Source organism: uncultured Bradyrhizobium sp., assembly GCF_936928535.1.
In the GTDB taxonomy this organism is placed as follows: domain Bacteria; phylum Pseudomonadota; class Alphaproteobacteria; order Rhizobiales; family Xanthobacteraceae; genus Bradyrhizobium.
In genome coordinates this window covers 111,908-134,350 of the sequence record NZ_CAKZHY010000169.1, presented here as the reverse complement: position 1 = coordinate 134,350, position 22,443 = coordinate 111,908, and the positions used below count along the sequence as shown (strand labels likewise).

Annotated in this window: 24 protein-coding genes; 12 read left to right on the top strand and 12 right to left on the bottom strand. The window is 64.3% G+C overall.

What is annotated here, in order from left to right; genetic code table 11:
* Positions 1 to 218: 218 nt before the first annotated feature.
* Positions 219 to 1,025: a glucose 1-dehydrogenase gene (locus Q0687_RS32990; protein WP_298886156.1), complete on the bottom strand. Its 807-nt coding sequence runs from the start codon at positions 1,023 to 1,025 to the stop codon at positions 219 to 221.
* 56 nt (positions 1,026 to 1,081) lie between these two features.
* Positions 1,082 to 1,525 (bottom strand): hypothetical protein, encoded by a 444-nt coding sequence (locus Q0687_RS32985; protein WP_298886153.1) that lies wholly within the window; start codon positions 1,523 to 1,525, stop codon positions 1,082 to 1,084.
* Positions 1,526 to 1,760: 235 nt separating this feature from the next.
* On the opposite strand from Q0687_RS32985, the gene Q0687_RS32980 reads away from it, so the two are divergent.
* A complete protein-coding gene (locus Q0687_RS32980; RefSeq protein WP_298886187.1) occupies positions 1,761 to 2,063 on the top strand; it encodes a hypothetical protein in 303 nt (100 codons plus the stop codon).
* A gap of 133 nt (positions 2,064 to 2,196) precedes the next feature.
* On the opposite strand, the gene Q0687_RS32975 is transcribed toward Q0687_RS32980, so the two are convergent.
* A complete protein-coding gene (locus Q0687_RS32975; protein WP_298886150.1) occupies positions 2,197 to 3,411 on the bottom strand; it encodes a hypothetical protein in 1,215 nt (404 codons plus the stop codon).
* 53 nt (positions 3,412 to 3,464) lie between these two features.
* The gene (locus tag Q0687_RS32970) at positions 3,465 to 4,091 is read right to left on the bottom strand and encodes a CoA pyrophosphatase (protein WP_298886147.1); all 627 of its coding nucleotides are present in this window, start codon (positions 4,089 to 4,091) and stop codon (positions 3,465 to 3,467) included.
* Positions 4,092 to 4,161: 70 nt separating this feature from the next.
* Between Q0687_RS32970 and Q0687_RS32965 the strand changes: the two genes are divergently transcribed.
* The 6 genes from Q0687_RS32965 to Q0687_RS32940 all read left to right on the top strand — a co-directional run bounded on the left by Q0687_RS32965 (position 4,162) and on the right by Q0687_RS32940 (position 9,477).
* Complete coding sequence (locus tag Q0687_RS32965; RefSeq protein WP_298886144.1) at positions 4,162 to 4,587, top strand: PaaI family thioesterase; 426 nt, start codon at positions 4,162 to 4,164, stop codon at positions 4,585 to 4,587.
* Positions 4,588 to 4,746: 159 nt separating this feature from the next.
* On the top strand, positions 4,747 to 5,757 hold the full coding sequence (locus Q0687_RS32960; protein ID WP_298886142.1) for an aldo/keto reductase: 1,011 nt from the start codon (positions 4,747 to 4,749) through the stop codon (positions 5,755 to 5,757).
* A gap of 16 nt (positions 5,758 to 5,773) precedes the next feature.
* Positions 5,774 to 7,087 carry a tetratricopeptide repeat protein gene (locus tag Q0687_RS32955; RefSeq protein WP_298886139.1) on the top strand — a complete coding sequence of 438 codons (1,314 nt, stop codon included), beginning with the start codon at positions 5,774 to 5,776 and terminating at the stop codon, positions 7,085 to 7,087.
* Between the two features lie 32 nt (positions 7,088 to 7,119).
* Positions 7,120 to 7,938, top strand: coding sequence for a CoA transferase (locus Q0687_RS32950; RefSeq protein ID WP_298886136.1), 819 nt, complete (start codon positions 7,120 to 7,122; stop codon positions 7,936 to 7,938).
* Positions 7,938 to 8,681 carry a CoA transferase gene (locus tag Q0687_RS32945; protein ID WP_298886133.1) on the top strand — a complete coding sequence of 248 codons (744 nt, stop codon included), beginning with the start codon at positions 7,938 to 7,940 and terminating at the stop codon, positions 8,679 to 8,681. The genes Q0687_RS32950 and Q0687_RS32945 overlap by 1 nt, the downstream gene beginning before the upstream one ends.
* 217 nt (positions 8,682 to 8,898) lie before the next feature.
* On the top strand, positions 8,899 to 9,477 hold the full coding sequence (locus tag Q0687_RS32940) for a hypothetical protein (RefSeq protein ID WP_298886130.1): 579 nt from the start codon (positions 8,899 to 8,901) through the stop codon (positions 9,475 to 9,477).
* A 6-nt stretch (positions 9,478 to 9,483) separates the two neighbouring features.
* Here Q0687_RS32940 and Q0687_RS32935 read toward each other — a convergent pair whose 3' ends face one another.
* Positions 9,484 to 11,043 (bottom strand): oleate hydratase, encoded by a 1,560-nt coding sequence (locus Q0687_RS32935; protein WP_298886126.1) that lies wholly within the window; start codon positions 11,041 to 11,043, stop codon positions 9,484 to 9,486.
* 190 nt (positions 11,044 to 11,233) lie between these two features.
* On the opposite strand from Q0687_RS32935, the gene Q0687_RS32930 reads away from it, so the two are divergent.
* The 3 genes from Q0687_RS32930 (at position 11,234) to Q0687_RS32920 (ending at position 12,702) form a co-directional block, all read left to right on the top strand.
* Positions 11,234 to 11,581: a DUF3088 domain-containing protein gene (locus Q0687_RS32930; RefSeq protein WP_298886123.1), complete on the top strand. Its 348-nt coding sequence runs from the start codon at positions 11,234 to 11,236 to the stop codon at positions 11,579 to 11,581.
* A 116-nt stretch (positions 11,582 to 11,697) separates the two neighbouring features.
* Entirely contained in the window at positions 11,698 to 12,273 is a 576-nt protein-coding gene (locus Q0687_RS32925; RefSeq protein WP_298886120.1) for a cysteine hydrolase family protein, read from the top strand.
* Between the two features lie 111 nt (positions 12,274 to 12,384).
* A complete protein-coding gene (locus Q0687_RS32920; RefSeq protein ID WP_298886118.1) occupies positions 12,385 to 12,702 on the top strand; it encodes a hypothetical protein in 318 nt (105 codons plus the stop codon).
* A gap of 34 nt (positions 12,703 to 12,736) precedes the next feature.
* Here Q0687_RS32920 and Q0687_RS32915 read toward each other — a convergent pair whose 3' ends face one another.
* Genes Q0687_RS32915 through Q0687_RS32905 form a run of 3 tightly spaced genes read right to left on the bottom strand, consistent with a single transcriptional unit; the run spans position 12,737 to position 15,414 of the window.
* A complete protein-coding gene (locus Q0687_RS32915) occupies positions 12,737 to 14,008 on the bottom strand; it encodes an NAD(P)/FAD-dependent oxidoreductase (protein WP_298886117.1) in 1,272 nt (423 codons plus the stop codon).
* A gap of 4 nt (positions 14,009 to 14,012) precedes the next feature.
* Entirely contained in the window at positions 14,013 to 14,732 is a 720-nt protein-coding gene (locus Q0687_RS32910) for a dihydrofolate reductase family protein (RefSeq protein WP_298886114.1), read from the bottom strand.
* A gap of 22 nt (positions 14,733 to 14,754) precedes the next feature.
* Positions 14,755 to 15,414 carry a heme-binding beta-barrel domain-containing protein gene (locus Q0687_RS32905; protein ID WP_298886112.1) on the bottom strand — a complete coding sequence of 220 codons (660 nt, stop codon included), beginning with the start codon at positions 15,412 to 15,414 and terminating at the stop codon, positions 14,755 to 14,757.
* Positions 15,415 to 15,655: 241 nt separating this feature from the next.
* Between Q0687_RS32905 and Q0687_RS32900 the strand changes: the two genes are divergently transcribed.
* Together Q0687_RS32900 and Q0687_RS32895 are read left to right on the top strand one after the other, a co-directional pair.
* Complete coding sequence (locus Q0687_RS32900; protein ID WP_298886109.1) at positions 15,656 to 17,695, top strand: ATP-binding protein; 2,040 nt, start codon at positions 15,656 to 15,658, stop codon at positions 17,693 to 17,695.
* A gap of 319 nt (positions 17,696 to 18,014) precedes the next feature.
* Complete coding sequence (locus Q0687_RS32895) at positions 18,015 to 19,250, top strand: pepsin-like aspartic protease (RefSeq protein ID WP_298886106.1); 1,236 nt, start codon at positions 18,015 to 18,017, stop codon at positions 19,248 to 19,250.
* A gap of 27 nt (positions 19,251 to 19,277) precedes the next feature.
* Here the strand turns inward: Q0687_RS32895 and Q0687_RS32890 are convergent, their stop codons facing one another.
* From Q0687_RS32890 to Q0687_RS32875, 4 genes are all read right to left on the bottom strand, one after another.
* Entirely contained in the window at positions 19,278 to 19,526 is a 249-nt protein-coding gene (locus tag Q0687_RS32890; protein ID WP_298886184.1) for a hypothetical protein, read from the bottom strand.
* A 120-nt stretch (positions 19,527 to 19,646) separates the two neighbouring features.
* Positions 19,647 to 20,486 carry a bifunctional allantoicase/(S)-ureidoglycine aminohydrolase gene (locus Q0687_RS32885; RefSeq protein WP_298886103.1) on the bottom strand — a complete coding sequence of 280 codons (840 nt, stop codon included), beginning with the start codon at positions 20,484 to 20,486 and terminating at the stop codon, positions 19,647 to 19,649.
* Positions 20,487 to 20,488: 2 nt separating this feature from the next.
* Positions 20,489 to 20,995, bottom strand: coding sequence for an ureidoglycolate lyase (locus tag Q0687_RS32880; protein WP_298886100.1), 507 nt, complete (start codon positions 20,993 to 20,995; stop codon positions 20,489 to 20,491).
* A gap of 22 nt (positions 20,996 to 21,017) precedes the next feature.
* Positions 21,018 to 22,352, bottom strand: a complete 1,335-nt coding sequence (locus tag Q0687_RS32875; protein WP_298886098.1) for a C4-dicarboxylate transporter DctA — start codon at positions 22,350 to 22,352, stop codon at positions 21,018 to 21,020.
* Positions 22,353 to 22,443 lie beyond the last annotated feature (91 nt).

The following is a 22,443-nucleotide window of genomic DNA, read 5'->3' as shown; positions in this document are numbered from 1 at the left end:
GTGACAACCTCATTCTGGCACACTGATGCCGTAGGGGGCCGTCCACCCCATCACCGCAGCAATCGTTTTGCGAAAATTCGGAGTCACCAGCTTGGCGCCAAACCACTCCCTGTGGTTATCGTGACCAGCGCAAGCGCTCGCACTGGGGTCCCGGATCTGCGCGCGCTTGTTGCGCGCTTGTCCGGGACGACAGCGGAGTTTGGCGCAGCAGATAGAACCTAAGCCCCCGCCTTGCAGGTGATCCCGCCGTCGACCACGAGCTCGATGCCCGTCACATATTTCGATTCGTCCGACGCCAGGAACAGTGCGGCATTGGCGACATCGAACGCGTCGCCCATGTGGCCCATCGGCACCTGCGCATCGCGGGCGCGCCACATCGCCTCGACATCGCCCTTGGCATAGCTGTTGGCGAGGCCTGCGGAATGCTCCACCATCGGCGTCTTCATCAGGCCGGGCAGGATCGCGTTCACCCGCACATGATGCTTGGCGAACTCGATCGCGGTGGTGCGCGTCATCTGGTTCATGGCCGCCTTCGAGGTGCCGTAGGTGACGTAGGAGATGCCCATGTGGCGGATCGAGGCGATCGAGGAGATGTTGATGATCGAGCCGCCGCCCTGCTTCACCATGACAGGTATGACGTGCTTCATGGCGAAATAGGCGCTCTTGAGGTTGACGCTGAAGACGCGGTCCCAGCTCTCTTCGGTGACCTCGACCACACTGCCCATCTCGGCAATCCCGACATTGTTGTCGAGCACGTCGATGCGGCCATAAGCCTTGAGGCATGCGGCGACCATCGCCTCGATCTCGGCCGGCCGCGAGACGTCGGCCGTGAACGCGGTCGCCTTGCCGCCTTCGCCAAGGATGATCTTGGCGGTCTCCTCGGCGGCCGCGCCGTTGCGGTCGACGCAAAACACCTGCGCGCCCTCACGCGCAAAGGTCACCGCGGTCGCCTTGCCATTGCCCCAGCCAGGCCCGATCGAGCCGGCGCCCACCACCATCGCAACCTTGCCCTTGAGCCGGTCCATCGCGCATCTCCCGTTTTTTTTGTTGTTGTAGCACGGATGGACCATCGCAGGCCCGGTTACTGGAACGTCATGTCCAGGCACTTGGAGATATCGGAGCCAAGGCCGGAGGAGATGGTAATGCAGCCGCGGATCTTCTGGGCGTTCATATCGGCGGCCCAGATCGAATAGCCGCCGGGACCGAAGAACGAGTTGGTGTTCGGCGGCTCGGTCTCGGTCGCGTCGAAATCATAATGCCCGTCGGCCTCGAAGATGCGCGGCTTCTTGGTGCAGCCGCCGTCGGTCTGGACGTTAATGACTTCCTTGTTGTCGCGGGTCAGCGCCAGCGACACCTGGCAGCGGAAATATTCCGAAGTCTTGGTGTTGAAGAGATAGGTGTAGGACTTGCAGGTCGCGGTGTTGAGCTTGCCTGGGGCAAGGCCGCGGCTGCACGAAATCCGCTGGTTGTGGCTGAGCTGGAAGTCATCGGCCCGGGCCGCCGACGCCAGCGCGGTCAGCGACATCAAGACAATTCCGCAAATTTTCATGACGTGACGCATTCGAATCATCCCCACCAATATCTTTGTCGTGTTGCGTTCTAGACCGAAAGCGGAACATAGTCGCGAGGGGACGAAGGGAAAATCACAAACTGCTGGGCAAGACGTGATGCGCTGCGGCGTCATTCGCAGATTGACCCGGACGCATCGTTCGTGATTTGTTCAAAATGGGCACCCCGACAATGGGGAGGATGAATGAATGATGGCATTTCCAATCAAGACATTTGCAATCGCAGCCGTGCTGGGCGCGTTCGCCGCCCCCGCCTTCGCGCAAAACGCGGCAACGCCGTGGGAGCTCAAGCCGGACACCGGCTACGCCTATGACAAGGAAGGCAAGACCTTCTCCTACAAGATGGGCACCAGCAATGCCGGCGAGCTGTTGAAGGGCGCCAAGAAGGTGCCGAAGGGCACGCTGTTCTTTATCGGCCAGAACGGCCAGCTCTACATGCGCAGCGGGCAATATCTGGAAGGCGACGGCCGGTTCAAGTTCGGGCCGGATCAGTAGGCCACGACATAACCGGTGTCATCGCCCGGCTCGACCGGGCGATCCCGTATTCCAGAGACGGCGATTGGATACGGAGCGGCCGCGGCGTACAGGATGCCCCGGTCAAGCCGGGGGGCATGACGGTGACTGAGGCCTAAAACGCCGCCGCCAGTTCCCGCGCGCCGGGTTTGCTGCTGTTACTGTCCATCCGATCATCGGTCACCGCGAGCAGCTTCGCCACCGTGTTATGGCGGATCGCGACCGGGTTGCGCTCGTAGCCGCCACGCTGGAAGAAGTTCGAGGTCGGCACCTGCTCGCGCATCGCCTGCGGCATCGTCACCATGTCGAGGCCGGTGCCGTCGCCGGTGAGGTTCATCATCTCGAGCTCGGCGGCGGTGAGCGGACGGGTGTAGCCCTTGGCGCGGGCGAACAGCACCGACGTCAAGAGCTTGTGGGTTTGCAGCATCGGCCCGATGTCGACGTCCAGCACCATTGCATGCATGGCCCAGCCCTGCGCGGTGTCGCCGATCTTCTCGTGCTCCGACCAGGTGTCCGGCACCGCCTTCGCATGCGCCACCATCTTCTTCAGAACGACGAGCTTGTGCTCGAGCACCTGGCGCGCCGGCCCCGAGCTGCGCGCCACCTTGTCGGAGAGCGCGCGGACGAACTCGTGGCCCTGCTCGGCCAGCAGCTCGACGCTGTTGGTGGTGAGCAGCTGGTTGTAGCCCATCGCGGTCGAGATCGCGCGCTTGCCGCCATGCTCGATGCCGGCCTGCACGTCGTAATTGCCGGTGCCGCCGGTCTCGAAGGAATAGACCCGCACCGCCTGCTCGCGCGTCAGCCCCGAGGCGAGTGCGTAGCGCGCATAGGCGCGTTTGAACTCGACCTCGCTTGTGGGGCGCTGCGGCGTGAATTGATAGAGATCCTGCGCGGCGCGCAACAGATCGGAGGCGACCGGAAGCGGCTTGCGGGGCGGTCGCTCCGGCGTTTCCTCCGGCTCCGGGTTCACCGGACGCTTCGGCCCGGTATAAACAGGCGGCTGCTCCAGCACGTAATCGTCGAGCGTGATCTGCTGCCCGCTGCGCCGCTTGGCGTTGCGGCCTTTGCGCTTCTCCGAGACCTGGCTCCAATAGGCGGCGGCCTCCGCATCGAAGGCGCCCCTGATCGCCTGATACTCGGCAAGCTTGCGGCGATATTCCAGCACGGCCGGCGAGGCGCCACCTTGCCCGAAAAACTGCGACAGCAGCTGGGCGTTGGCATTGCTGACGGCTGACGGCAGCGCGTCGGATTCCCCGCCCCGCGCGGCGGGGACGAGCAGGACGAGCGCGAGCGGAACCAGCGCCAGATGTTTTCGAATCGAATGATGCATGCTGCCCTCTTAGCAGGCATCCGGTAACCGTCACGTTAACGCGCCGTTTACCATCACTTCCAGGCGAAAACAGGCTGTTCCAGGTCGGTGACACGGGTCTGCCGCCCCGCCAGCACCTCGCGGAACTGGTAGATCAGCGCCGCCGTCGGCGCGTGGATCAGGCTCATCTGGTGATGGAAGCGAATCACGCGGCGGCTGCTCTCGGGGATATCAGTGAAGTCGAAGGCATCGTCGCGCTCGATCGTGTCGAGCGCGATACGGTGAACGGAGGCGACCTCGTCCGGGTTCGGCGCGATTGCATTGCTCTCCGCGGCCCAGACCACGACAGGTGTGATCAGATAGCCGGAGCGCGTCGGGTAATCATCGAGTAGGCCGAGCACGGCATCGCCTGGAAGCCTGAGCGCAAGCTCCTCGTCGAGCTCGCGCAGCGCCGCCTCGACCGGCGTCTCGCCGGCATCGCAGCGTCCACCCGGCAATGCCCACTGGCCGCGATGCGAGCGCAAGCTCGATGCACGCCGCGTCAGCAGAAACGCGGTGTCGTCGCCGTCATTGGATTCCGTCAGCGCCAGCACCACCGCGGCGCGCTTCAGCACCGATGGCTCGGCCGCATCGGGCAGCCGCGCAAATGACGCGCAGGCAGCCGCGATATTCCGTCTGGTGGCATCGCCGAAAGCTCTCATGATGCTTGACTACACCATGACCGCATCTGATGAAACGAGGCGAGATGCGCCAGCAAGGATGAACGGAGCGATGACCAGCAAGACCGCCGCAAAGCTCAAATCGGACGGCTGGACCATCCTGGAGACCACGGGCTTCATGCATCTCGTCGGCCCGCTGTGGGAACGCAAGGTCGACGGCCGATACGAATTCGCGCTCGCCACAGAAGACAAGCACCACAACCGCCGCGGCATGGTGCAGGGCGGCGTGATGATGACCTTCGCGGACCGCACTTGCGGCATGACCGCCCGCTATGTGTCCGGCAAGGAATACATGGCGACCGTGCAGCTCGACACCCATTTCGTCGAGGCCGGCCAGATCGGCGACATCCTGATCTCCCGCCCCCGCGTGGTGCGCTCGACGCGAAGCCTGATCTTCATGAGCACCGAGGTCACCGTCGACGATCGCTGCATCGTGATGGCCAATGGCGTGTTCAAGATCTTGAAGGGGCCGGGATAGGCTGGGGTCAGGCTGCCACCGTCCTCTCCTCGTCATTGCGAGCGTAGCGAAGCAATCCAGCATCCCTCCGCGGACGCATCTCTGGATTGCTTCGCTACGCTCGCAATGACGGCTGCGGCTGGCTATGGTGGCTCCATTAAAAACGTCGAGGATCCGCCCATGCAGTACCGCCAACTCGGCCGCTCTGGCCTGAAAGTGTCGCCGATTTGCCTGGGCACCATGATGTTCGGCGGGCCGACGGATGAGGCGACCTCAAAGCGCATCATTGCCAAGGCACACGAGGCCGGCATCAACTTCATCGACACCGCGGACGCCTATTCGAAGGGTGGCTCGGAGGAGGTCGTGGGACGCGCCATCGGCAACACCAGGCATGCCTGGGTGCTGGCGACGAAGCTCGCCAACCCCATGGGCGACGATCCCAATCGCGTCGGGCTGTCGCGGCGCTGGGTATTGCAGGCGGCCGAGGAGAGCCTGAAGCGGCTCGGCACCGACCACATCGACATCTACTATCTGCACAAGGAAGACCACGCGACGCCGCTGGAGGAAACGGTGCGCGCGATGGGCGATCTGATCCGCGCAGGCAAGATCCGCTATTTCGGCGTCTCCAACTACCGCGCCTGGCGCGTCGCCGAGATCTGCAACATCTGCGACCGGCTCGGAATCGACCGTCCCGTGGTGAGCCAGCCCTATTACAATGCGATGAATCGCATGCCCGAAGTCGAGCATTTTCCGGCCTGCTCTTACTACGGTCTTGGCATCGTCCCCTATAGCCCGCTGGCGCGCGGCGTGCTCACCGGCAAGTACAAGCCCGATGCCGCGCCTGATAAGGACACGCGCGCCGGCCGCAACGACACGCGCATGATGCAAACGGAATGGCGACCTGAGTCACTTCAACTCGCGCAGGAGATCAAGACTCACGCCGAGAAGAAGGGCATCACCGCCGGCCAGTTCGCGGTGGCCTGGGTGCTCAACTGCGCCTTCGTTTCCTCGATCGTCGCAGGTCCGCGCACCGAGGAGCAGTGGGACGGCTATATCAGTGCGCTCGACTATCGCTTCACCGCCGAGGACGAGGCGCTGATCGACCGGCTCGTGGTGCCCGGCCATCCGTCGACGCCGGGCTATAACGACCCCGCCTATCCGATTGAGGGACGTTGCGCGCGGACGGCGTGAGCTTTCGGAGACAGCGATGCCGCTTGAAGACCGCTACGGCCTGCCGCTTTCCACCAGTTACGATCAGGCCGCATCGGCCTATCGCGAAGGCGTCGATCTCATGCTTGCGGGGTGGACCGGCACGGCAGAGATGCTGGAAAGCGCCATCGCGGCCGACCCGGATTTCGCGCTGGCCTACATCGCCCGCGCCCGCGTGCACGCGTTCTACCAGCAGGGCGATCTTGCTCGTCAGAAAGCGGCGCTGGCGCGCGAGCTCGTCGCCATCAGCGGCACGGAGCGCGAGCGGTCGCATGTCGAGACGCTGGCGCTCGCGATCGAGGGACGCGGGGCCGATGCGATCGCGGCCATGTTTGGCCATATCGAGCGCTGGCCGCGCGATGCCGTGGTGCTGTCGCTGCCGCTCGGCGCGTTCGGCCTGTTCGCCTTTTCCGGCATGGCCGATCACGACCACGCCCGGCACGCGCTGTGCGAGCGCGTCGCACATCATTACGGCGAGGATTGGTGGTTCCTCACCATGTCCGGCTGGGCGATGACCGAGAATGGCGACGTCGCGCGCGGCCGCGCGGTGACCGAACGCGGCTTCGATCTCCGCCGGGCCAACGCCCACGCCGCACACGCCGTGCTGCACGCGATGTTCGAGGACGGCTCGATCGAGGACGCCGATCGTCTCGTCGACGAATGGATTCCGACCTATGGCCGCGCCGGCATCCTGCACGGCCATATCCTCTGGCACCAGGCGCTCGGCGCGCTCGAGCACGGCGATGCGACGCGCGCGCTGAAAATCTACGCCGACGTGCTGCAGCCCTCCGCGACGCAGGCACCGCCGCTCAATGTCATCACCGATAGCGCCTCGCTGCTGTGGCGCCTGTCGGCCTACGGCCACGCGGTGCCGAAGGCACTCTGGGCCGAGGCCGACGCCACCGCGCAAAAACTGTTCCCGAAATCGGGCCTGCCCTTCGCCGACGTCCACATGGCGTTGTTCGCAGCCGCGACGCAAAATCGCGAGGCGCTCGCCACGCGTCTTGCAATGATCGAGCAGCGTCTCGCCGACGGCAAGCTGCCGGCGGGCCCCGTGGTGCCGGCGATCTGCCGGGCGCTGTCGGCCTTTGCGGATGAGAATTACGCCGCCTGCGTGCGCGAGCTCGCGCCCGTTCTCACCGAAGTCGTGCGCATCGGCGGCAGCCACGCCCAGCGCGAACTGATCGAGGACACGTTCCTCGTCGCCCTGATGCGCAGCGGCGAGCTGCCGTGTGCCCGCAGCCTCCTCGACGCCCGCCTGCACCGCCGCCCCTCCTTGCGCGATACGCGCTGGCAGGCGGCGGTGGCTTGAGGCAGGATGGGGATAACAAATCGGAGGACGCCATGACCGAGATCGTTGCGCTGGAGGCGCTGGCTGTGCGCGTTGAACCGGGGCAATCGCTGGCGATCCCGGTTGATGGCTCGGGCGTCGCGATGGCGGCGACCGCGGCGCTGCTGGAAGGCGGCATCCGCGACCTCAGGCTGATCTGCGTGCCGATTTCGGGCCTGCAGGCCGATCTCCTGATCGGCGCAGGGTGCATCGCCTCACTGGAAACCAGCGCGGTGTCGCTGGGTGAGGCCGGCAGCGCGCCACGCTTTACGGCAGGTATCAAGAGCGGCGCCTTCACGATGCGCGACTCCACCTGCCCCGCGATCTATGCCGGCCTGCTCGCCGCGCAGAAGGGCGTGCCGTTCATGCCGATCGCCGGAATAATCGGCAGTGATCTGCTCGACGTGCGGCCGGACTGGCAGGTGATCGATAGTCCGGTCGGCGGGGCGCGCAAGGTCGTCGTGGTGCCCGCGATCTCGCCCGATGTCGCGCTGTTTCACGCACCCGAAGCGGACCGTGCTGGCAATGTCCGCATCGGCCGGCATCGCGAACTTGCCGATCTCGCCTATGCCGCGAAGCGCACGCTTGTCACCGTGGAGCGCATCGTCGACCGCAACCTGCTGGACAGCGAAAACTCCGCGGCCGGCGTGCTGCCCTCGCTCTATGTCGACAGCGTCGCGGTCGCAGAGCGCGGCGCCTGGCCGCTGCCGCTGTGGGACGAATATCCAGCCGATGAGGCCGAGATCGCGCGCTATGCCGCCATGGCGCGCAGCGAGGAAGGCTTTCGCGCCTATCTCTCGACATTCCTCACGCATCGCAAGCAGGTGGCCTGATGTCGGCCGATCGCGAGCGGCGCGAGATCCTGATCGCCACCATCGCCGATCTGCTCGACGGTATCAGTCACGTTGCGGTCGGCGCGTCGTCGCCGATTCCCGCGGCCGGCGCCATGCTGCTGCGTGCCCGCAACGAACTCGGTGGCAAGCCCGCGGTGCGCATCTCGATCCTGGGATCGCAGGCGCACAACTTCTTCACCAATGGCGGCATCGAGCTGTTCGACTGCGCCGCCCAAGGCCGCGTCGACGCCTTCTTCCTGGGTGGCGGCCAGATCGACGGCCAGGGTAACATCAATCTGGTCGGCACCGGCGACTATCCCACCAACAATGTGCGCTGGCCGGGCTCGTTCGGCTCGGCCTATCTCTATCATCTCATTCCCCGCGTGATCCTGTTTCGCGAGGAGCATTCCCCGCGCGTTTTCGTGCCCAAGGTCGATTTCGTCAGCGCCCGCGCAATCACGCCGGAGGTGCCGCGCCGTGGCGGCCCTTACGCGCTCCTGACCAACATGGCGCTGTTCGACTTCGACCGCGAGGCGGGCGGCTTCGCACTTCGCTCCGTGCACCCGCCCTTCACCCCGGCCGACGTCAAGGAGAACACCGGCTTTGCCTATCAGGAGGGTGAGATGGTGCGCGAAACGAAGCGGCCGGATGCCGCCACGCTGGCGCTGCTGCGCGGGCGAATTTTCGACGAGTTGGCCGAGACTTACCCGGCCTTTGCGCGGACCATGATGCAGGCCGCCTGACGCCTGCTCTCCTCCCCCGCCACGAAAAAAACATCGGCTTGGCGACAAGTGCGTGCCAGAACGGGTTGGGGCGATCGGGGGCGAATCGCCAATGGGTGGCGCGGTGGTATTCCAGACGGGTTTGGCGGAACAAACGAGATCGCAACCAATTTGCGATTCGATGGTTAGTGGACGGAACTTTCGTCCGTCCGTAGCCCCTTGGCCCATGAGCCTGACGATGCGCCTCCGCCTGTTGGTCCTGGCTGCCCCTCTCGTTGCTCTCGCAAGCCCTTGTTTTGCCGAATCTTCCAGCACGATCCCGGTAAACAATCCGCCGGCCCAGCAAAATTCGCTTGTCGACATGCTGGCCCTGATGTCGGGCCACTGCAAGACGCTGAAGGTCGCGGGCCGCCCCTTTGCCTGCAAGACCGTGGCCTTCGCCCATGATGATAAGGGCCGGGTCAATTTCGCCGTTGCCGTCGACGATCCCAGCGACGAGAACCACGTCGTTTCTTTCTCCGGCGAGAACGGCAAGCGGGCCGACGACAATTCCTACGAGCTGCCGATCGATCGCATGCTGCTCAACTCCAAGAGCCGGCCCAAGGTCGACGGTCTGCCGGTCCCGGCCGCGCAGACCTCCGTCGGCACCTGCCGCCAGACCGGCAATTTCGCCGCCAGGAAGGTGAAGGACGTCACCTGCTCGGCGACCGACAGCGAAGGCCGGACCTACGAACTGCTGTTCGTCTCCGACGGCACGCCGGTGAGCGTGCGGCGCATTCGGCAGTCGTCACCGTCGGTCCAGGATCCGTTCAGGTAATCCCGATCAAGCGAACGCCTTCTCCAGCGTCGCGAAGATCACGGCGAGCGACTCGTCATGGCGGGTCACGGCCGGAATCGGGCGGTCGATCTTCATCAGCTGATAGACTGCCATCTGCGCCGCGCGCACCGAATATTCGACGGTGAAGACCACGTCGTCGGCAATCTCGACGAACTGGCTGACGAAAGCGAGGTTCACCGAATTTTTCGGCACCGGCAGCGGCCGATCGGTCAGGTCGCGCGGCATGAACATGCTGGTGATGTAGGGCATGCGGCAGGGAATGCAGATCGCATCCTCGAATACGGCGCGATCGAAATTCAGATGACCGCAGAGCTCTTTCAGGATGTCGGCGCCACCGCAATCCGACATCGGCTTGGCGACGAAATTGCCGATGCGATCGGGATGCAGCGCATAACCCCAGAACACCTGGACGTTCTTCGGTTGAGCAGGGAAATGCGGCTGGTGATAGAGCACCACCGACATCAGCCAGTTGGAGTCCTTGAATGTGACAAGCCCGCCGGTGCCGGCCCTGTTGCCGGAGAAGGCTTCCATCTGGTCGAAGAAGCGCGGGTCGCGGCAAGTTCCGGTGAAGGACAGCCAGTAGGACTCGGGAATCGAGGTGTTGAACGCGGCCGGGTTGCCGAATTCGGGACGTCCCCTGGCAATCGTCTCCCAGAGCGCCCAGCCCTGACTGTTCTCCTTGGTCAAGCGAGGCGCGGGCTCGGTCATGCTGCCGAGGCTTGACGCATCCGTCATTGAGCCGTTCTGGAAGAACACGAGATCGCCCTGCTCGAGGCGGACATTGGCGGTGCGGCCGTCGCGGTCGAGCAGGAGCTGGCTGACCCGCAGCTTCGCCCCCTCCGGCTCGAACCTCATGTCGGTGACGCGCGTCCCCCGCACGAATTGCACGCCCTGCCGCTTCAGCCAATCCTCGAGCGGCCGCACGATTGCATCATGCTGATTGTAGACCGTGCGCTTGACGCCGGCGAGCGTCTCGATGCGCGGGAATTCGTTCATGAAGCGGTGCAGATAACGCTTCAGCTCGACCGCGCTGTGCCAGGGCTGGAAGGCAAAGGTGGTCTGCCACATGTACCAGAAATTCGATTTGAAGAAGCCGGGCGACAGCCAGTCGGTGATGCGACTGTTCCCGAGCGCCGCCTCCGACGCTTCAGTGAGGCGCAACAGCTCGAGCCGGTCGCGGGCGGTGAAGCCCATATGCGAGACGTCGAGCTTGAAGCGGTTGCGATCGACCAGGCGTGCGCGCGAATGCGCGGGATTCTCCACATTGAACGCCACGGTTTCGTCACGCACGCTGTGGCCCGGGCGCTCGAGCGAGGGGATGTCCGACAGCAGATCCCAGGTGCATTCGTAATGGTCGGTGGTGAGCATGCGGCCGCCGCGCAGCGAATAAGCGCCGTTCGCAAGCAGCGCGCCGTCGAGACTGCCGCCGACCAGCGGCTCTGCCTCGTAGATCATGATGTCGCGCCCCGACAAATTCGCGTCGCGAATCAGGAACGCCGCGCCTGCGAGCGACCCGATGCCACCGCCGATGAAATACGCCTTCATGCCTTGCCTCGATTGCAGTCCGATTGATGGGGGCGACACTGCATCGGACAGCGACGAGGAAAGTTGCGCTGGATCAAGCGCGCCGGATGCCTCGCTTCAAATCGAAGTGAAGGCTGGCGCCTTGCCGCTCGCCGGCCGGCTGTGGCATGGAGTTCTCCCGCGACCGCCTCGATTCCCGCTCGGAGCGCCCATGACGCGTGACCGCCTGATCTTGCTGCGCCAAGGTTTCGAAGACCCCGCTCTTCCCGGCCGCCGCTTCTTTTGCTGGCACTGTGCGTTGATCGAGGGCCTGCTCACCTCCTTTCCGGCGCTTGCGGAAAAACTGGACGTCTTGCGCATCGCATGGCCGAAGCCGCGGCAGGAGGTGATCGCACTGGTCGGCGAGGAGAATCAGTGGCTGCCGCTGCTCGTCCTCGCGGACGGGGCAACCTCGCCGCATCAGACCGGCAGCCATCAGGGGCGCGCCTTCATCAACGACAAGGACGCCATCATTGCCGCGCTGTCGGAGCGCCACGGCTTCCCCGAGCCGCATCCATAGATCGAGTGAGGCAAGGCCCCTGCGATGACGTCCCGAAATGAGGGAAGATCGGCATTGCACGCTGTCCCACGCGTCTCGCATATTCGGTTCAGTTTGCCGTTTGAAAGATTTGCGCCATGGCCCATCCCCTCCCCGCCCTCATCGTCGTCGACGTCCAACGCGCATTCGACGAATGGGAGGCCGCGGGCAAGCGGCGCAACAATCCGGATGCAGTGGCGCGCATCGTTGACCTGCTTGCAGCGTTCAGAGCGAGCGGCGCGCCGATCTTTCACATCCGCCACGAGGGCACCAAGCCGAACTCGACGTTCCGCCCCGAGCGCACCGGCTACGCCGTCAAGGACGAGGCGCGCGAGCAGGGCGGCGAGCCCGTCATCGTCAAGCGCGTCAACAGCGCCTTCATCGGCACCGACCTCGAGGCGCGCCTCCGCGCAGACGACATCGCTGCACTGGTCATCTGCGGTGCCACCACCAATCATTGCGTGGAGACGACGACACGCATGGCCGGAAATCTCGGCTTCGATGCGCAGCTCGTGCGCGACGCCACCTGGACATTCGACCGCGTCGGCCCCGACGGCGAGACGCATTCGGCCGAGGACATCCACGCAATGACGCTGTCGAATCTGAACGGCGAATTTGCCCGCATCGTGACGGCAAACGAGGTGATCGCCTCGCTCGCAGCGGTGCGACAATAAATCTCAGCGCGATTTCTGCGTCCATCGCGTGCGTCGTTTCGACGCCCGCTCTCGCCGGAACGCTGATAGCGCCCATCTGTTGTCACTCGATATCTCAACTGGAGTGATGACATGAAATATCTCTTTGTCGCGATGGCCATCGGTGCAGCGGCGTTCACCGCGTCGGCGGCCAACGCGGCCGGCAGCGGGAAGGTCAAGCCAAACGCACAGAGCCGTTCAGCGACGGACATCAGCGCGCAGCACCGGCACGGCCATCACGGTCATCGCCATCATGGCTGGCGTCCGCATCATCATGGCTATTATCGGCCGCACTATCGCAGCTATGGCTATTACCCGCGCCATCAGGGCTATTACGGCGGCGGACCCTACGGCTATTATGGCGGAGGTGGCCCAGGCGTGACGTTCAGCTTCGGCGGCAATCGCTGGTGAGACAACGGGCCCGCAGAGATGCGGGCCTTCTTTCTCAACCCTGCAATATGATCCCCGCCGTTTCCAGACCGCTGGCAAGCGCAGCCTCGACCGTTCCCATGTCGCGACCACGGTAGAGCGCCTCACCGGAGAACAGCACCGGACCGTCAGCGCGCGCAAGACTGTTCTGTGCCGCACGCGAGCGCGGCGTCGCCCAGGAATAGGCGCCGCGGGCAAAGGGATCGTGCGCCCAACTGGTGGCGGAGGCCGCGACGAGGTCCTGCGCCATCTCGTCGCGGGATAGGCCGAAGATAGCGGCGAGTGAAGCGATGCCGACATCAATCAGTCCCTGCTGATCGAGATGCGCCAGCTCCGCCGTACGCGGGCCACCGAGCCATCCCGTGAGCACGGGATGCCGATCCGGATGGCGCGTCCACCACACGGGAATGGTCTCGTCCGATAACAGGAACAGCATGTCGGCAAGCTCCTCGCGCCGCTCGCGCCACCATGGCCGCGTAAACCGCAGCAGAATCTTGATGACGTTGCCGAAGCCGATGTCGTCAGCGACGGTTGCCTTTGCGTGTGCGGCCGCGGGCAGCGCGATCTCGCCCAGCAACGGCAGCGGCACGGTGAGGATCACACGATCGCAGTCTTGCAGCTCGCCGCCGGCGCAACGGACGATGAGCTTGCCCCTGTTCTCCTCGATGGCAGTGACCACCGCACCGAGGTGAATGACAACGCCGGACTTGCGGCACTCGGCCGCGAGAAAATCGATCAGGCCGCCATAGCCGCCGTCGAGACGCGCCTGCATGGCGTGTCCGTCATTCATCCATTCGTCGCGCAGCGCAAGCGTCGAGGCGCGCGCGGGATCGGCCGCATCATAGCCCTCGACCATGCGCTCGACCGCGTGCCGCAGGCCCGCGTGCTCCGGGCCGGCAAAATGCTGGTGCAGGAATTCAGCGACGGTGAGATCGTCGGTCAGATCCTTCACGGCAGCGTGAAGCTGCCCGTCGTGGGGCTCGCGCGGGTTCTCCCGCAAGAAGGTCGTACCGTCAAAGCTCCATTGCGCGCCGCCGATCGAGCGCACAGTCAGCCCCGCCTCGCGCGCGAGGCTGCGCGTCACCGGCGCCTCGCCGTGGACGAACTCCGCGCCGCCATCGGCAGCATAGCCGAACTCCGACGGCGGCAGCGGATGGATGCGCCCACCGCAGCGCTCGCGCGCCTCCAGGATCGTGACCCGTCTTCCGGCGCGCGCGAGCTCGCGGGCCGCCATCAGCCCGGCCGCGCCCGCGCCGACGATGACGAAGTGCTGCGAATTATCCGGCATGCTGCTATTGGCGCGCGGGGTCGTTCTGGATCAGGTAGCGCAGCAGCAGGACGCCGCCACCGAGATCCCGCGTGCTCTCCAGCGTCATCGCACAGAGCGGCGCGCGCTTGTCGCTATCGGACTCGGCCGAATCGAACACGAACGGCGCACCCCTGGCGCCGTCGATCGCGGGGCTGAGGATCAGGTTGAATTCGTCGATCAGACCGGCGCGCAGGAATGCGCCATTGGCAACACCGCCTCCCTCGACCAGCAAGCGCTTGACGCCAAGCTCGCGATTGAGGATCTCGACGGTCAATACGAGGTCGATCTCGGACTTGCCGGCAAATATGTAGGACACGCCCTCACTGCGCAGCCCGGCGAGATGCGAATCCGGCACGCTCTCGGTCAGCACCACGACGATGGGATCGCCACCGATATCGGAGCGGCCCCACCCGATCTTGCCATGCGCGTCGAGCACCACGCCATAAGTCTTGATACTGGAAGTCTCGGCATCGCGCCGCGCAAACCAGTTTTCGCGCGGAAATTTTTCGCCCGACGTTTCGGGATAGGGCTTGCCCTTGGCGAATTCGGAGCCGGTGACGCGGCCGATCACCCAGGCATCGCCGCCGAGCTGGTCATGAATCTTCTCGAACCAGTCGGTCCCGGCGCCCTTCGGACGCCAGCGGCTGGGATGGGTGCGGCCATCAAGGCTCGAATGCATCAGACAGATGACGTAGGGCTTCATGAAGATTCTCCGCGTCAGCTTCTCAGGCCGGCTTGTTGCCCTTCTCGCGATCGTTCACGATCACCGCGAGCGGATTGGGTTTGGGCGGCGCGACCAGCTTCAACGTGTTGCTGTCGTGATGGATGAACGGCGCTCCGCGGACGAACAGCTCGGTCTGGATCTGATAGCTCCAGCTGCCGTCGTCGTTGAAGGCGATATCGCAGCGGTAACTGTCGGTCCTGAAGGCTTGTTCCAGGAAGTCGGTCGAGCAGATCCCGTAACTCGTGTCGCCGCGCTTCGCCGTCACGGAGATTTTTTTGTCATCCGGTCCGGCCTTCCCCGCGGCGAGCAGCACCTGCCCGCGCGGGATCGCCAGCGTCTGCATAATCAACCCGGTCGCAGCCTCCCACAGCCAATAGCCGACCTGGTCGTGGAAGGTGATGTCTTCCTCGGGCGTGTTGATGTGGATGTGATAGCGCAGCCCATAGAACAGCTGCGGCCCGTTGGCCTGCGGATCGATCGGGTCCATCCTGATGTGCTCGATAAACGTTCGCCGCTCCGGCCCGTCGGCCTTCGGATTGATGTCGATGCCCTTGTCGGCCTGCCAGGTGCCGGCGAGCCGGCGGAGCGGCCCGAGATTGGCAAGACTGTCCGGGGAGACGTCCTCGGGCTCGGTGAAGATGTCGGCGGGAAGGGGAAGCATGGAGAACCTCGCATCGTTGCGCGCAGCAGCCATAGCACACGCCCGGCGCGAAACACCTGTCATGGAACCGGAAGGCTGCCCCGCGCGTTGTGGGGCTTGAGTTGCGAGTCCTCAAGATCCGGACTCGAATGGGCAAAGATGCCCATGTCACGCGTCGCGAGGGGGTCCGGTGCTGTCGGAGACATCTGCTCGGCAGTCAATCGATGCGGGCTTCCTCTCCGACGGAGGCGAGCTGGGCGCGATGATGCGCGCCCTCGACTGGTCGGACTCCCCGCTCGGCCCGCCCAACCAATGGTCCCAGGCGCTCAAGACGACGGTCAGCATGCTGCTGGCTGCACAGGCCCAGATCGTGCTGTTCTGGGGTCCCCAATATGTCGCGCTCTACAACGACGCCTACGCGCCGGGCATTGGCGCCAATCATCCCCGCGCGCTCGGGCGGCCCGCGATCGAGAATTGGGGCGAGCTGTGGGACGATCTCGAACCGCTGTTATCGGGCGTGCGCCTGACGAGAAAGACATTCGCGGCGAAGGATCGTCCCTTCTATGTCGAGCGCCATGGCTATGGCGAGACGAGTTACTGGGATGTGTCCTACTCGGCCGTGCCTGACGATGACGGTTCGGTCGGCGGCGTGCTCTGCATCGTCTCCGAGACGACCGAGCGCGTTGTCGGCGAGACGCAGCTGCGGGCCAGCGAAGCACGTTACAGGGAGCTGAACGCGACGCTCGAACAGCGCGTGGCCGAGCGCACCGCCGAACGGCATTTGCTCGCCACCATCGTGGAAACCACCGACGCGCAGATCCAGGCGCTCGATCTCGACTATCGCTGGCTCGCGATCAACGCGTCCTGTGCCGACGCCTATCAGCGCATCTACGGCAAGCGGCCGAAGGTCGGCGATTCCCTGCACGAATTCCTGGCCGACCGGCCCGAGCATCTTGCTGCGGCGAAGGCCCTTTGGAGTCGGGCGCTGGGCGGGGAAGCTTTCACCAGCATCGAGGAGTTCGGCGACATCAGTTTCGACCGCCGCGTCTACGAGATGAAGTTCGAGGCGCTGCGCGCGCCCGACGGCACGCGGATCGGCGCGTTTCTGACCGGGACGGACCTGACGGATCGGCTGGAAGAGCAGGCGCGGCTGGCGCAGGCCGAGGAAGCGCTGCGTCAGGCCCAGAAGATGGAGGCCATGGGCCAGCTCACCGGCGGCGTCGCGCATGATTTCAACAATCTGCTGACGCCGATCGTCGGCCTGCTCGACATGTTTCAGCGCAAGGGAATCGGCGGCGAGCGCGAGCATCGCCTGATCGCCGGCGCGGCGCAGGCGGCTGAGCGCGCCAAGACACTGGTGCAGCGCCTGCTTGCCTTCGCCCGCAGACAACCGCTTCAGGCCGTTCCTGTCGATATCGGCCGCCTCGTTGCCGACATGGGCGAGCTGATCGCCAGCACGACTGGACCGCAGATCCAGGTGACGGTGGACACGCCTGAAGGGTTGCCGGAAGCGATGGCCGACCCCAACCAGATCGAAATGGCGATCCTGAATCTCAGCGTGAACGCCCGGGATGCCATGCCCGATGGCGGCAAGTTGCGCATCTCGGCCAAGTCCCGAACGCTCGAGTCCCGAACGCTCGAGCACGCACACGGCTCGGATCTTGCGCCGGGCACCTATGTCTGCATCTCGGTTGCGGATACCGGCATCGGTATGGACGAGGAGACTCTGGCTCACGCCGTCGAGCCGTTCTTTTCGACCAAGGGCATTGGACAAGGCACCGGTCTCGGCCTCTCGATGGTCCATGGTCTTGCTTCACAGCTCGGCGGGGCGCTGACGATCAAGAGCGCTGTTGCGGCAGGCACGACAGTTGAGTTGTGGCTACCGGTCAGCCACGCAGCCGCGGGCGCGGTCGATGCCCTCCCGCAAACAGAGCTACGACCACTGCCGGCCGGCACGGCACTACTGGTGGATGATGAGCCGCTGGTGCGCATGAGCACCGCCGAGATGCTGCGCGAGCTCGGCTACACGGTCGTCGAAGCGAACTCCGCGGAGGAGGCACTCCAGCGCGTCAAGGACGGCCTGCGGCCGAACCTGCTGGTCACCGATCACCTGATGCCGGGCATGAGCGGAACAGATCTTGGGCTGGCGTTGCGCAATCAGGACCCCGAGCTCCAGATCCTCGTCGTGTCAGGCTACGCCAATAACGAGGGCATCACGCCAGATGTGTCGCGGCTGACAAAGCCGTTCCGGAGCGATGAGCTGGCGGCGAGCCTTTCGAACCTGACGAAGGCGGGGCGGTAAGGGGCGCCATCTCCTGACCATGGCCCGCACTGCAATCTGAACAATATGCGGCGCATCTCGTCGCGCTGACGTTGCGCCCCGCAAATTCCCGCTTTATGCTGATGCAGCCTCGGGACTGGCCACACCATTCCAGCCCGCCTTGCGGCGGGTTGCGATGTCAGTTCCGATGACATTTGGACGATCGATTTTGATCTCGAAATTGATACGAAACATTTGAGCTCCCCTCGACGGCGGAGCAGACCGCCAGCAACCACCGAGAATTTCGCCACAGACTGATCGAGCGCGGCAACGCCGCAACATGTCGCCAGAGAGGTCCGCGATGGCCAAAGCCACGACGAACGCCTACCTGCCGAAGTCCCTGGTCGCTCCGCAACTGACCCACCCTGTCTTCAGTGCCGCAGCGGCGCTTGGCGGGAAAATATCGGCGACCACGGTACGGATGCCGATCACCAACGTCCTCAACGACGGCGACTATAGCGGCAGGATCTATGTCGGCAGCAAGAAGGTCGAGATCGACGTGCTGCTCGATACTGGCAGCAGCACGCTCGCGGTGGATGGCCATTTCTACGACCCCACCAAGGACAGCGCAGCCAAGCTCACCAGGATCGGGCAGGAAGTGTCCTACCAGGATCGCAGCCGCTGGGTCGGCGGCATCGTGCTGACCGACATCACCGTCAACTCCGCCCATCCTCTCGTCCTGCCCAAGGTCCATACTGCGGTCGCGTATCACGCGACCGAGGAGATGTTCGGAAAGTCACACGGCGGCATCCTCGGTCTCGCCTACACCAGGCTCAACGACGCCTACGCGATGCCGGGCCCGACCATTCCGCCTCACTACACCTACAACCAGATTCAGAAAGGCCACCGCACCTATATCGAACCGTATTTCTCGCAACTCGAGGCTGCCGGCCTGGTCGCCAACAAGTTCGCCTTCTACACGCTGCGCTCGATGGTCAACAAGACGACGGCGAAACCCGCGAGCGATCCGCTCAACAACGGATTTCTCATTCTCGGAGGCGGAGAAGAGCAAACGGATCTTTACGAGGGCGCCTTCCAGGTCGCGCGCGTGGTTCACGACACCTATTACAACGTCAATCTGAAGTCGGTTGCGGTCGGCAAGACCGCGCCTGTCCCGGTCCTTCCGCCGACAAAGGCCAGCAGCGACCCGTCCAACGCCATGGTGGACAGCGGCACCAATGGGATCTATCTCAACGCACCCATCTTCAAGGAGGTCCTCGCCCGGTTCAAGTCTCTCGGATTCGAAGATGAAATCCACGCCGGGTATCTGCCGATGAGCAAGCTCAAGCTGGCCGACTGGCCGGTATTGACCTTCGTCCTGGAAGGCGCACTCGGCGACGACGTCACCCTGGAGGTCACGCCGCAGACCTATTGGCAGACCAACGCGCCGAAAGCCGGCCATGCCACGCTTGTCTTCTACACAGGCGACAGCCAGTCCATTCTCGGGCTGCCGCTGATGAACAACTACTTCACCGTATTCGACCGCTCGGTCAACAAGGGCCTCGGCGTCGTCAGCTTTGCCAGGCTCAAGCCATGAGCTGACACCGCCTGGTCAGGCTGGCTCTCAAGCCGCCTCGTGTGTCGATTTCGCGCGCTGCTCGAGCATGCCGATCGTCGCGACCAGATTGTCGCGTCGCACGCGAAGGTTCGCCGCGAGCGGCGGATAGGTCGGCTGTTGCGCGTCGAACACCCCCGCCTTGGCCTCCTCCTCGAGAATGTCGGTATTGAGCAGCCGAACGCGCCACCACAAATCGGCGATTAACCCATCGAGCCGGAGTTCTCCAGCCGCACCAGAACGGGACACTTCCTGCATCACTTGCCTCAACCTGAAACGGCCTCTCCACCGAGGCCTGGCTTTGGTGAGGACTGAGCAAGCGCAATGCCAGGATGAGGCCCGGCTGGGCGCAGGCGAGAGCCGCCGGCGCAAGCGGCATCAGATCAGCGGCGCGCCCTGGCGCAGGTTCATGTGCCGGTTGACGTCCTTGTAGAGCAGATAGCGGAACCGACCGGGGCCGCCGGCGTAGCAGGCCTGCGGGCAGAACGCGCGTAGCCACATATAGTCGCCGGCCTCCACCTCCACCCAATCCCGGTTAAGACGGTAAACCGCCTTGCCCTCGAGCACGTAAAGCCCGTGCTCCATCACATGCGTCTCGGTGAAGGGGATCGTTGCCCCCGGCTCGAACGTCACGATGTTGATGTGCATGTCATGGCGCATGTCGGCGGGGTCGATGAAGCGCGTGGTGGCCCATCGCCCCTCGGTATCAGGCATCGCGACCGGCTCGATCGAATCCTCGTTAGTCACTACAGGATCGGGCTCGGCCAGACCGGGCACACGCTGGTACAGCTTGCGGATCCAGTGCAGTTGCGCCGGCGCCTCGCCACGATTGCGCAGGCTCCAGCTGTAGCCGGGCGGCACATAAGCGAAGCCGCCGGCCTTCAGCTCTCTCTCCTTGCCTGCCAGCGTGAGCGTGACCTGCCCGCCTGCGACGAACAGCCCACCTTCGGCGTCTTTGTCAGGCTCGGGGATGTCGCTGCCGCCATCAGGCGCGATATCCATCAGGTAATGCGAGAACGTCTCGGCGAATCCCGAGAGTGGTCGCGCCAGCACCCAGACGCGCGTGTTGTCCCAATGCGGCAAATGGCTGACGACGATATCGCGCTGCACGCTGTTCGGAATGACCGCGTAGGCGGTCGTGAACACCGCGCGGCCGCTCAGAAGATCGGTCTGCGGCGGCAGGCCGCCCTGCGGGACGTGATAGGTTCGCGATGACATCGTCAGGCCTCGTGGTGTCCAGGCATCAGATCGAGCTGCAGGGTCTCGTCCAGCCAATATTCTTCGAGATTGTTGCCATCGCCCTTGCGGTCGACGACGAGGAACGGGCTTGCATGCTTGAGCACCAGCAACGGATGGTGCCAGCAATTGCGCGCATAGTTCACGCCCTGATGACCCGTCGCCGCAAACGCCCGATAGCTCTCAGGCTTGCGCGGGTCGGTGCAAACGACGACCAGCCAATCCGCGCCGTTCAGCGGCATGAACAACTGGCTCCCCAACGGATGGCGCTCCATCAGGCGGAGGGCAATCGGCACGGGACGCAGGGAGGCGACAAACCAGCTGATGTTGGTCTGTCCACCTTCCGCGGCGACGTCGATCCCGGCGAGGTCGTTGAAGCGCTTGGCAAAACCCTGGTTGATCGACAGGGGCATCGCCCCGTCCGTTTCGATCACCTCGCCGAACGGCGCGAAGGCCTGCTTCGTCAGCGGTTCAATCGAAAGTGTCGCCATCGTCAACCTCGCGTTTGCTCGTTCAAAGCGGTTGCAGACCCGCAACGGGAGCATCCGCACCATCAGGCTCCGCTTGCAACGTCTCGCGCTGGGGATCGATCTCGCCGTTCAGGATGCGATGCGCCTTGGCGCGATCGAGGTCGCCTTCCCATGCGGCGACAACGACCGTCGCCACGCAGTTTCCGACATAATTGCCGAGCGCGCGAGCGATGCCGATGAACCAGTCCACAGACAGGATCAGCACGAGGCCGATCGCCGGGATGGCCGGGATGGCCGACAGCGTGGCGGCGAGGACGACGATGGCCGAACCCGGAACGCCATGGGCACCCTTGGATGTGAGCAGCGCGACACCGAGGATGGCCAGAAGGTCACCCATGGCCAGCGGCGTGTTGGTCGCCTGCGCGATGAACACCGCCGCCAGGGTCAAATAGATCGAGAACGCATCGAGGTTGAACGAATAGCCGGTCGGGATGACGAGGCCGACGGTCGATCGCTTGATGCCGAGCAGCTCGAGCTTGCGCATGGTCTGCGGCAGCACGCTGTCGCCCGCGGCCGTGCCGAGCACGATCATCAGCTCCTCGCGCAAGTATGCCAGCAGTTTGAACAGGCTGAAGCCGGACAGCCGCATGATCGATCCGAGCACGATCACCACGAACAGCACCACCGCGAGGTAGAACAGCCCGACGAGGCCGCCGAGCTGCTTGAGCGAACCGATGCCGTACTTCCCGACGGTGAATGCGATCGCGCCGAACACGCCGACAGGAGCGAGCCGGACGACGAAGTTCATCATCTTGAAGATGATCTCGTTGACGCGCTCGATGAAATCGACGACCGGCCTTGCGCGCTCGCCGCACAATGACACGGCGCAGCCGAACATGATCGAGACGATCAGGACCTGCAGGACGTCGCCGGAAGAGAACGCGCCGACGATCGTCGACGGGATCAGCTTCATCAGGAATTCGGAGACGCCGCCGCCGGCGACCTGGGCCGCGGTCTGGCTGAAGCCGCTGAGCGCCTTGGCGTCGAGCGTCGAGGGATCGATGTTCATTCCGGCGCCGGGCTGGAAATAATAGGCCAGCGCGATGCCGAACATCAGAGCGACGGTGGTGACGATCTCGAAATAGAGCAGCGAGCGGATGCCGACCCGCCCGACCTTGGAAAGGTCTCCGGCCGCCGAAATGCCCTGCACCACGACGCAGAACACGATGACCGGCACCAGCATCTTGATCAGCTTGATGAAGCCGTCACCGAGCGGCTTCATCTGCAAGGCGGTGCCTGGATAGGCCATGCCCAGCGCAATGCCGAGCGCGAGAGCGACGACGACCTGGAAGAAGAGTGATTTGAAAATCCTGTGCATGGCTTTCCTCGCTGAAAGGGCTTGTCTCTGTCTGGCTTGGTCGGCGGCTTGAGCCTTTCGCCATTGTTGTCATTGGCGGCGATATGAGGCC